We start from the raw sequence: 9442 nt of genomic DNA, 5'->3' as shown, positions 1-9442 counted from the left end.
TCGGCCGTGTACCGCTTACTCATGTTGCTCTTGCTACTCACTACCTGTGACTGCTTCCTCCGGGACCATCCGTCCCAGTATCAAGCTGCCCGGCCAGCAGGGGGAACCTCAAGGTGATCGCGAGGTTCGCCTGGGCGGAGACCGTGTGCGGGTGGCGGTCGCCGAAGATGCGCCGGTAGTGGTCGTAGGACGCCTCGGCGAGGGCGCGGGCGCGGTCGAGGTCGCCGGTGTAGCGGAGGTCGACGGAGAGGCCGAGGGTGGCGGCGATGGTGTCGGGGTGGGTCTGGCCGAAGCGTTCCTCCATGACGGCCAGGACCTGTTCGGAGAGTTCGAGGGCGGCCTCGTGGTCGCCGGCCTTGCGGCGGGCGACGGCGAGGACCCGGCGGGCGTGCAGGACGGCCGCGTTGTCCTCGCTGAGGTGGCGCAGGTACTGGCTGACGACCTCTTCCTGGCGGTTGCGGGCGTGCCGGTAGAGGCCGAGTTCGCGTTCGTCGATGGTGAGGCCGACCCGGGTCAGGAGGGTCAGTTCGTGCTCGGCGCCGAGGAGGGTCTGCTTCAGTTCCCAGGTGGTGCGGTCGAGGTCGTACGCCTCCTGGAACCTGCCGACGAGCCTGAGGGCGACCCCGAGGTTGTGGGCGGCGTTGAGGGTGCAGGCGTCGTCCTCGCCGAACGCCTCGGTCGCGGTGGCGAAGACGCGCCGGCTCAGCTCCAGGGCCTGCTCGAACTCCCCTTTGACGCGCAGGTCGGCGGCGACGGCGCCGATCGCGTCGAGGTGGTTCTCGTCGGCGCCGGCGGCCCGGGTCGGTCCGGGCCGTGCCGTGCGTTCGTGGCCGTCGAGGGTCCGGAGGTTGATCTCGGCGGCCTCCGCGTAGCGGCCCATGCTGAAGAGGACCCAGCCGAGCCAGAAGGCGAGCAGGAGGGTCTTCTCGTCCTCGGCGCCGAACAGTTCGGTGGCGGCGGTGTACGCCTCGCGGGTGAACTCCAGGGCGCTGTCGTGGTCACCGAACCGCTGGAGGTATTTGGCGGTGTTGTGGACGAGGTCGCGCACCCAGGGGTCGGCGGAGTGGATCGCGTCGGAGGCGACGACGTGCGGGTACAGCTCGGAGTAGCGGTACCACTGGGCGTTGGACTCGGGGTCGCGGGGGTCGGCGGAGGCCAGCAGGGACTGGGCGCCGAGCCGCATCTGCCGCTGTTCGCGCGGGGTCATCCGCTGGAGGAGGACGAGCTGGACGAGGCGGTGCATGAGGAGGGAGTTGTTGCGGGGGTCGATACGGGCCAGGGAGAACCGTTTGATCTCGCGGATGGCGCGGCCGAGGCGCATCGGGTCGGCGAGGGCGGCGTCGAGTTCCTGGGTGATGACGCCGCGGTGGGCGCCGGAGAACAGGGAGCGCGGGATGGGTTCCGGGGCGAGGTAGGCGCAGACCTGGAGGAGGTGCAGGGCCTCGGGGTTGGTCTGCTCGATGCGGTCGAGGGAGACGTTCCAGGCGGTGGCGACGGACTCCTGGTACAGGTTCGGGGCGCCTTCGAAGAGGAGGTCGCTGCGTTTCTCGTCGAACAGCCGCAGGTATTCCCGCACCGTCATGCCGGTCTGGGCCCGCCAGGCCGCCGCCTGTTCGACGGCGAGCGGCAGGTCGCCGAGGGCCTCGGCGAGGAGGTCGGCGTCCTCGGGGGTCAGTTCGGGCCCGCGTTTGTTGAGCAGGGCGACGCTCTCGGCCCGTTCGAAGACGTTCACCTCGATGCAGCCGGCGATGTCCTCCCACTGCGGGTTGCGGGAGGTGATGAGGACGGCGCCGTGCCGGGCGTTGGGCAGGAACGGTGCGAGGCTCTGGGCGTTCTCCGCGTTGTCGAACACCAGCAGCCAGCGTGTGTAGGGGGTGCCGCGGCGCAGCGCGTCGAGGGCCTGGGCGACGGTCGCGGCGGCGTCGCCGCCCTCCCCGACGCCGAGCCGTCCGGCGAGGTGGGAGAGGGTGCCCACGATGCCGGACGTGCGTTCGCTGGAGATCCAGCACACGAGGTCGTAGTCGGCCTGGTGGGTGTACACGTACTCGATGGCGAGCTGGGTCTTGCCGATGCCGCCGAGTCCGTACATCGCCTCGGGGAGGACGGCGGTGGGGCTGCGGCTGTCGGCGAGGCGCCGGGCGAGTTCGGCGAGGAGTTCCCTGCGGCCGATGAAGTTGGGGTTGCGCGGGGGTACGTTCTCCCAGACGGCCGGGGACGACTTCTGCGGGGTGTGCCTCGCCGGGTCACTGGCGGCCATGGGGTCCCCCTCCGTCGCCGCGGACTCGGCGCGGTGTCATGACGCCTCGCCGTAGACGAGGCCGGGCAGGTTGTCCGGGGTGTCGAAGATGACGACGAACTGGCGGTTCCAGACGGACTCCGCGGCGGCCGGGCCGTCGACATCCTCCTGGTGGAAGTGGCGTACGTCGAGACGTCCTTCGGCCATGATGCGGCGGGACAGGGCGGTGAAGTCGGGCTCGGCGCGGGGGTCGTGGCGCCACATGACGAGCGGGACGCCGTGCCGCAGGGCCATGCTGACCTCGTGGCGGCCGGTGTCGGAGCCGGGTTTCTGGGTGAGCAGGACCCCGGCGACGGGTTCGGCGGCGCTGCGGTCGGGCTGGTCCAGGGCGGTGATCTGGCACAGCAGCCGGCCGGTGCTGCGCCGGGTGCGCCGCCAGTGGTCCTGCCAGACGGCCCGCCAGGTGCTGTTGTGCAGGCGGTCCAGGCTGTGCACGACGAGCGGGAAGGAGGCCGCCGCCGGGGGCAGCGCGCCGTGGCCGATGAGTTTGTCGGGGTGGTCGATGAGGTCCAGCGGGAGGATGTACTCGACGTCGATCCGGTCGAGGGGGACGCCGTGGCCGTCGCGCAGCATCCGGCACGACATCTCGACCCGGTCGAACAACTGGCCCAGGGCGATGACCCGTTCGGCCAGCGGCATCGCCAGCCGCTGCCAGGCGCCGGAGTGCGGGCGGCACTGGAAGTAGAACGACACCGTCCAGCCGTCGGGGTCGCTGTTCGGGTCGGGGGTCAGCTCGACGAGGAGGCGGGCTGAGGTGGCGCGCTGCACGGGCGCGCTGATCAGCCGGGCGCGCAACTCGTCGACCTGGCGGGCGTATCCGGTGCCGTCGTGCTCCTCGTCGGGGGTGTCCGGGGTGCGGCGGGCGATGTCCAGGCGCAGCGCCCAGTGCCGGTTGCAGGCGCGCACGGTGTCGGCCGTGGCCCCGCCCACGGCGCTGGCGAGGAGCTCCAGGAACCTGAGGGCGGGCGGGAGTTCGGGGGTGTCCTCGCGGGTGCGGACGAGGTGGACGAACGCTTTCCACGGGTCGTCGCAGTGGGCGGGCGGGGTGGTGGCGGCGGGGTCGGTGGCGGCGCGGGCGTAGAGGGCGGGGACGGGGACGCCGCCGAGGTCGGCGTGGACGAGTTTCTGGAGGGCTTCGCGCAGTCCGCACCAGGTGTGCGCGCCGGTGAGGTCGAGGGCGTGCAACTCCTCGGCGAGGTGGGTGAGTTCGGCGGCGGTGGGGTCGTCGTGCGGGGCGCCGACGGCGGTGTAGGCGGCGGGGAGGTCCGCGCAGCCGTCGGGGCGGGTGGCGAGGTGGTCGACCAGGGCGGGCAGGAGGGAGGCCGGGTCGAGGCGGGCGGTGTCGGGGTCGTTCGGCATCAGGCGGTCCAGGAGGGCGCGGCGGGCCGCCGGGGCCGTGAGGGGTTCGGCGTGTTCGAGGCGCAGGAGGATCGTGGCGAGCACCTTGCGCCGGTTGTGGGGTGCGCCGTAGCGGTGGTCGCGGAGCGTGCGGCGGAACCCGGGGTGTTCGGTGAGGCGGGCGACGGGCAGGACGGTGAGGCGGCGGGCGTTGCCCTGGTCGGCGCCCACGACGACGCCGATCACGGTGCGGTGTCCCTCGATCAGGACGGCGGCGCCGGATTCGCCCCGCCAGCCGTCCGGGGACTCGGGGGCGTCCTCGGCGGCGACCTCGACGGTGCGGAGCTCCGAGCGGTTGAGGTTGGCCGGGCGCAGCCGTCCCCCGCACTGGTGGACGTCGTAGGCGGTGCGGTCGGTGTGGAAGAACGCGGGGAAGCCGAGGATCTCGAAGTCGACGATGCCGGTCCCCTCCCCGCCGAGCCGGGGCCGGCCTCGGGGGTCGGGCGGGCGCCAGCCTGCGCCGGTGACGACGAGGAGGGCGGCGTCCGGTCCCGAGTCGGGGTCGGCGGGTGCGGGCCGGCCGCTCCACACGAGGTCGCAGCGGTGCCAGCGGGCGTACGGGGGGAGGTTGCCCCGGCGGACCTCTATGAGGACGTCCGTGCCGGGGTCGGCGTCGAGGCCTGCGGGCCACAGGACGTGCGCCGCCGTCAGGATCAGGTCGTCGTCCAGGAGCCAGCCGGAGCCGTGGCCGATCTGCCGGCCGCGCGTGTCGCTGACACTGATCTCGACGAGCCGGTCCGGGGTGGTCGTGGAGCCGGGGCCGGCGGGATGGGGCTCGCCGTCCTCCGGTGCCGGGAAGACGCCGCTCACGTGGTCACCGTGCCGAGTCGGCGGGGCCCGGCCGAGGGGTGCTGCGCGGCAGGCCGGTGGGGTCCGTGACGTGCAGGGAGCCGCGGGGTTTCAGCGTCACCACGAGGCGGGTCGCCGTGCGCCGGGTGCGGGAGCGGGCCGCCTTGGCGGTGACGTACCAGGAGACGCCGCCCTCGGCGCTGTCGCTGCGCTCGGCCTCGACGTCCAGTTCCACGCTGATGTCCTGGACGCTGAACCCGAGTGTTCTGCCCACCCCTTGCCGCTGCGCCGCCTCCAGGTCCGTCCGCAGCGACTCGATGGCCTCGGTCAGCGTCAGCCTGTGCACGTCCCGCCCCATCCGGTCCCCCTCCGGTTCACCCACGCGGTGTGTCCCCTGCGGTGTGTCCGGGACACAGAATCCCGTCCTTGGTCATACCCATGAGGGGGGCTTCTGACGCGCCGTCGGATCGGGCGGGGAGCGGTCCCACGCCGTCACCCCGTCGCCGCCCGTACCTCCCGCACCACCGGTGACCCGGTGAACGCCCGGCTCACCCGCGCCAGCCAGGCGGCCTCGTCCTCGACGGTCTCCAGGCAGGCCGTGGGGGCCGGGTATCCCGGCACGGGGATCGGCGGCTGTCCGCTGCGTTTCGTCTCCAGTGCCGCCGCGAGCACGGCCGCCTCGAAGACGGCCTCCCGGTCGGCGCGGTCGGCGCGGGCCGACACCGCCTCGGCGGCCAGGGCCAGCGCCTCGGGGCGGTGGTAGGGGCGCAGCGCGAGGCTGCCGTCGCGGATCTCGATGACCCTGCGGTAGAGGGCGAACTCGGCCTGGCGCAAGGGCTGTCGGTGGTGCGGGGTGAGCGCGATCTCGGGGAGTTCGGCGTAGAGCGCGGACCACAGGGGGCCGAGGTCTCGGTACGCCCTGCGGGCACGCCACCAGCGGACCGGCGCGGCCCACAGGGTGGCGGTGGCGCCCGCCGTGGCGAGGACGGCGGTGATCATGCCGAGGGTGGTGGAGACGAGGTCCTCGCCGCTCGCCTGGCTGCCTCGGGTGAGGTCGGAGGCGACGTCGTCGAGCGTCCACAGCGCCCACAGCGCGGCGGTGGCCGTGGCGAGGGTCGCGAGGACGAAGCCGGTGCGCAGGGAGCCCGCGCGCAGGTCCCGGGCGCGGCTCAGGAGGGCGCGGGCCATGGTGTGCAGGCACCAGCAGGCGTATCCGGCGAAGAGCGTGTTGCAGGCGGCGAGGACCCAGCCCCGGCCGGGGGCCGCGGTGACGGCGGTGTCGGTGACGGTGACGTCGGCGGCGAGGAACAGGCCGACGGTGAGGGCCTGTTGGACGACGGCGGCGCGGATCCGGCGTCGGCGCCGGCCCGGGTCGGGGGCGGTCGGGCCGAGGCCGGGGGCGATGAGGGCGAGGAACGTGGCCGCTGCGGCGTTGAGTTGGTAGGGCAGGAGGATCTCGGCGGTCGGCCGGTCCAGCAGGGCGGCGACGGCGGGGGAGTTGAGGAGCATGGCCGTGCCGGCGCACAGCGCGAAGCCCGCGGTGTCGCGTTGGGTGGGGTCCGTGCTGCCGCCGCGCGTGGCGAGGAGGCGGTGGGCGGCGAACGTGAGGAAGAGGAGGGCCGCGAGAACGGCGGTGAGGTCGCTCATCGGGCGGGGCCGAACAGGGAGCGCAGGCGGGTCTGTTCGGGGTCGGCGAGGGCGGCGCGGCTCAGGATGAGGGAGGCGACGAGTTCGGCCTCTTCCTCCTGCGGCTCGGTGTAGACGGTACGGCCGAGGACGCGCCGGACGAGGGCGGGCGGGAGGTGCGGGAGGAGGACCTCGACGGCGGCGGCCGTCGTGCCGGACGTCTCGTGGTGGCCGCACAACAGGTGGGCCACTTCGTGGAGTTGGATGTGCTGCTGGTGCAGGGGGGTGGTGTCGGCGGGGTAGAGGATGCGGTCGGCCCGGTCGGTGGTGACGAGGAGTCCGCACGGCAGGTGGGGGCGGGCGGCGACGGGGACGAGTTCGATGGGCCGGTCCCGGTCCTCGGCCAGCCGCGCGATGAACTCGGCGGTGTCGAAGGGTCTCGGCAGGTCGAGGCCGTCCACCAGGCGCCGGCACCGCCGCCACAGGCGCTTGTCGCTGCGCACGTCGGCCCCCGGTCAGCTGTCGGTGTCGTCGGTGCGGCTCTCGCGGCGGGCGAGTACGTCGATCATGTCGCTGATCGTGTTCACGCCCTCCGGCGAGAGGTTCACCGCGCGCAGGGCGACGCTGCGCACCTTGGCGTCCCTCAGGGCGCCGAGCAGCTCCAGTTCCTTGGCGATGGCGGCGCCCTGGTCGTCGTCGAAGAAGTAGGCGACGGGGACGTCGAAGAACTGGGCGAGCGCTTCGAGGTGCCGTTTCGTCGGGTTGTCGCGGCGGCCGGTGCGCAGTTGCCACAGGTAGGTCGCGGAGAAGGTCTCACCGGTGGCCTCGCGGCAGGCGCGGGCGACCTCCTCGTGGCTGAACTGCTCGCGGTTCGGGCGCCGCACGATGCGGAAGAGTGCCTCGATCTTCTCCGCGAGGCTCGTCACGGGCTCGCTCACGTTCCGTCTCCTCAGCCTGTGTGGGTCCGCCGTGGACACACTTTCACCATAGCTGACGCCATGGCGGCCGGTTCAGGGGCGGCGGCCGACTTTGTGTGTCAGCTCAAATGCATGGCCCATACAGTTCATGAGCTGATATGAATGACACGCATCATCCGACCGAAGGGAGTTCCCCATGCTCAGGAGTCGCCTCACCCGGACCGCCGGTTCGGCCCTGGTCACGGCAGCGCTCGTGACCGGTGTGTCGCTGGCCGTCGCGGCGCCGGCCTCCGCCGAGAAGGCGGTCTGCATCTACTACAACCCGTACACCGGCGAGTACAGCAACGGCCCGTTCACCGGCGTCGTCAACCAGACCTACTACGACCCCACCACCGGCACGTACAGCAACTCCTGCTGACCGACGCGCGGGGTGGGAACCGGTGTGTGACCGAGTCGTGCGATCATGCGCCGGTGAATTCGGACATCGGCCCTTCCCAGGGCACTCCCCCCACCCCGTCCGCCGCCAAGTCCCCGGGATTCGCGGCGGAGTTCAAGGACGCCGTGACACTGCGCGCGTTCGGTCTCGTGCTCGGCGGGCTGGTGGTCCAGCTCGCCTTCATCGTGTCGTACATCGGCGCGTTCCACTCCCCCGCTCCCCACCGCATCCCCGTGGCGGTCGCCGCTCCGCAGCAGGTGTCGGCGAAGATCGTCGCCCAACTGAACGCGCTGGACGGCGATCCCGTGAAGGCCGAGGCCGTGGCGGACGCCGGCGCGGCCCGCCGGCGGGTCCTCACCCGCGAGTCGGACGCGGCGTTCCTGTTCGACGCGACCGGCACGAAGGACACACTGCTGGTGGCCTCGGCGGGCGGGCCGTCCGTCTCGCAGACGGCGGCACAGATCGCGCAGAAGATCGAAGCCGCGCAGAAACGGCAGATCACGGTCACGGACATCCAGCCGCCGAACTCCGGTGACGGGCGCGGGATGACGTCGTTCTATCTCGTCCTCGGCTGGGTCATCGGCGGCTACCTCACCGCGACCATCATGGGCATGGCGGCCGGTTCCCGGCCCGCGAACCGGCACCGGACGCTGATCCGGCTCGCCGTGCTGGTGCTGTACGCGCTGGTGTCGGGGCTCGCCGGGGCGGCGATCGTCGGTCCCGGGTTCGACGCGCTCGGCGGCCACTTCTGGGCGCTGGCCGGCATCGGCACGCTCGTCGTCCTCGCCGCCGCGACGACCGCGCTCGGCCTCCAGACCCTGTTCGGCCTGATCGGCACCGGCGTGGTCATCCTCCTGTTCGTCGTGCTGGGCAACCCGAGTTCGGGCGGCGTGTACCCGGCGCCTCTCCTGCCCTCCTTCTGGAGCGCGATCGGTCAGGCGCTGCCGCCGGGTGCGGGGACGACCGTCGTCCGCAACACCGTGTACTTCGCGGGGCACGCGACCTCGGGGGCGCTGTGGGTGCTGGGCGCGTACGCGGTGGGCGGGGCGCTGCTCGCCGTCGGGGCGTCGTGGTGGAGAGAGCGCGCGACGGTTCGCGCGGCCTGAGGCCGCGTCGCGGTGATCGGCTCCCTGGACCCCTATCTCCGTTCCCCGACCCCCTAGGTTCCGCCGCGGGTTCCCCACGGCCGTCGGCCGGATGGTGCAATTCCCCCAGATTCCGACCGGATTCCGAGCAGATTCTTCTGACGACGGAAGGTGGCATCCATGGTGACGCAGGAGCCCAATGCCCTCCTGACCGGCGGCCCGGGGTTCCTCCCCGACGGGGAGCGACGGCGTTACGTCCCCGACACCGGCAGGAAGTTCCGCCTCCTGAACGGCAACCGCTGGGAACACTTCGAACCCACCGCCCGCCGGGTGCGCGAACAGGGGCGTGAGCTGGTGGTGTTCATGTGGAGCCGGCACACGTACGTGGCCGAGTAGCGAGAAAAAGGCACTCCACTGTCAAACAGGGGTGCACCCCTGCGTTTTAGGGGCAGACGCTCCGGTACCCCACTCCTAGGCTCGACGCGTCGAAAGGATGACGAGATGAGGGTGGCGTTACTCTTCCCCGGCCAAGGGTCGTACCTGCCGGGCGTCTTCGCCGGTCTCGGCGCGGACGCCGACGAACGTGTCTTCGCCAGCCCGGAGTTGCGGCGTACGAGCCTCCCGGTCCGGAGCGTCTCGCCTGTCCGATCACGGCGTTGATCGGTGACGCGGACGGGCGGGCCTCCCCGCGTGAGGCGGCGGGCCGGCGGGACCGGACGGCCGCGGGTTTCGAGCTGCATGTCCTGCCGGGCGGTCATTTCTACCTGGACGCGTGTCAGGAGCGGGTGGCGGGCATCGTCGTCGAGGCGCTCGCGGGGTCTTCCGGCTGAGGATGCCCGAAGACCCCGCGCGCCCCGTCGGGGGATTTTCCGGGGCGCACGGGGCGTTCAGGGGT

11 protein-coding genes are annotated in these 9442 nt (G+C 72.4%); 5 read left to right on the top strand and 6 right to left on the bottom strand.

The window, feature by feature from the left end; all coding sequences use genetic code 11:
* Positions 1-40: 40 nt before the first annotated feature.
* The 6 genes from fxsT to ACVNF4_RS10120 all read right to left on the bottom strand — a co-directional run bounded on the left by fxsT (position 41) and on the right by ACVNF4_RS10120 (position 7047).
* Positions 41-2257, bottom strand: coding sequence for an FxSxx-COOH system tetratricopeptide repeat protein (gene fxsT / locus ACVNF4_RS10145; protein WP_461802386.1), 2217 nt, complete (start codon positions 2255-2257; stop codon positions 41-43).
* A gap of 36 nt (positions 2258-2293) precedes the next feature.
* Complete coding sequence (locus ACVNF4_RS10140; protein WP_461802385.1) at positions 2294-4504, bottom strand: VMAP-C domain-containing protein; 2211 nt, start codon at positions 4502-4504, stop codon at positions 2294-2296.
* 4 nt (positions 4505-4508) lie between these two features.
* A complete protein-coding gene (locus ACVNF4_RS10135; RefSeq protein WP_461802384.1) occupies positions 4509-4865 on the bottom strand; it encodes a trypco2 family protein in 357 nt (118 codons plus the stop codon).
* Positions 4866-4975: 110 nt separating this feature from the next.
* Positions 4976-6130, bottom strand: coding sequence for an MAB_1171c family putative transporter (locus ACVNF4_RS10130; protein ID WP_461802383.1), 1155 nt, complete (start codon positions 6128-6130; stop codon positions 4976-4978).
* On the bottom strand, positions 6127-6612 hold the full coding sequence (locus ACVNF4_RS10125) for a ParH-like protein (protein WP_461802382.1): 486 nt from the start codon (positions 6610-6612) through the stop codon (positions 6127-6129). Before ACVNF4_RS10125 ends, ACVNF4_RS10130 begins: the two co-directional genes overlap by 4 nt.
* A 12-nt stretch (positions 6613-6624) precedes the next feature.
* Positions 6625-7047, bottom strand: coding sequence for a helix-turn-helix domain-containing protein (locus ACVNF4_RS10120; RefSeq protein WP_461802381.1), 423 nt, complete (start codon positions 7045-7047; stop codon positions 6625-6627).
* Between the two features lie 175 nt (positions 7048-7222).
* Between ACVNF4_RS10120 and ACVNF4_RS10115 the strand changes: the two genes are divergently transcribed.
* The 5 genes from ACVNF4_RS10115 to ACVNF4_RS10095 all read left to right on the top strand — a co-directional run bounded on the left by ACVNF4_RS10115 (position 7223) and on the right by ACVNF4_RS10095 (position 9377).
* A complete protein-coding gene (locus ACVNF4_RS10115; protein WP_461802380.1) occupies positions 7223-7444 on the top strand; it encodes a hypothetical protein in 222 nt (73 codons plus the stop codon).
* 53 nt (positions 7445-7497) lie between these two features.
* The gene (locus ACVNF4_RS10110) at positions 7498-8568 is read left to right on the top strand and encodes an ABC-2 transporter permease (protein ID WP_461802379.1); all 1071 of its coding nucleotides are present in this window, start codon (positions 7498-7500) and stop codon (positions 8566-8568) included.
* Between the two features lie 159 nt (positions 8569-8727).
* The gene (locus ACVNF4_RS10105; protein WP_461802378.1) at positions 8728-8943 is read left to right on the top strand and encodes a DUF5988 family protein; all 216 of its coding nucleotides are present in this window, start codon (positions 8728-8730) and stop codon (positions 8941-8943) included.
* A 105-nt stretch (positions 8944-9048) separates the two neighbouring features.
* A complete protein-coding gene (locus ACVNF4_RS10100) occupies positions 9049-9207 on the top strand; it encodes a hypothetical protein (protein ID WP_461802377.1) in 159 nt (52 codons plus the stop codon).
* On the top strand, positions 9204-9377 hold the full coding sequence (locus tag ACVNF4_RS10095) for a hypothetical protein (protein ID WP_461802376.1): 174 nt from the start codon (positions 9204-9206) through the stop codon (positions 9375-9377). Before ACVNF4_RS10100 ends, ACVNF4_RS10095 begins: the two co-directional genes overlap by 4 nt.
* Positions 9378-9442 lie beyond the last annotated feature (65 nt).

The sequence above is a fragment of the Streptomyces sp. S6 genome (genome assembly GCF_054880855.1).
The sequence above is the reverse complement of the archived record's forward strand: the minus strand, read 5'-3'. Positions and strand labels throughout refer to the sequence as shown.

Excerpts from the sequence above, each read along its gene's own strand:
- fxsT (WP_461802386.1), bottom strand. The coding sequence starts at position 2,257 with ATGGCCGCCAGTGACCCGGCGAGGCACACCCCGCAGAAGTCGTCCCCG.
- ACVNF4_RS10130 (WP_461802383.1), bottom strand. The coding sequence starts at position 6,130 with ATGAGCGACCTCACCGCCGTTCTCGCGGCCCTCCTCTTCCTCACGTTC.
- ACVNF4_RS10115 (WP_461802380.1), top strand. The coding sequence starts at position 7,223 with ATGCTCAGGAGTCGCCTCACCCGGACCGCCGGTTCGGCCCTGGTCACG.
- ACVNF4_RS10105 (WP_461802378.1), top strand. The coding sequence starts at position 8,728 with ATGGTGACGCAGGAGCCCAATGCCCTCCTGACCGGCGGCCCGGGGTTC.
- ACVNF4_RS10100 (WP_461802377.1), top strand. The coding sequence starts at position 9,049 with ATGAGGGTGGCGTTACTCTTCCCCGGCCAAGGGTCGTACCTGCCGGGC.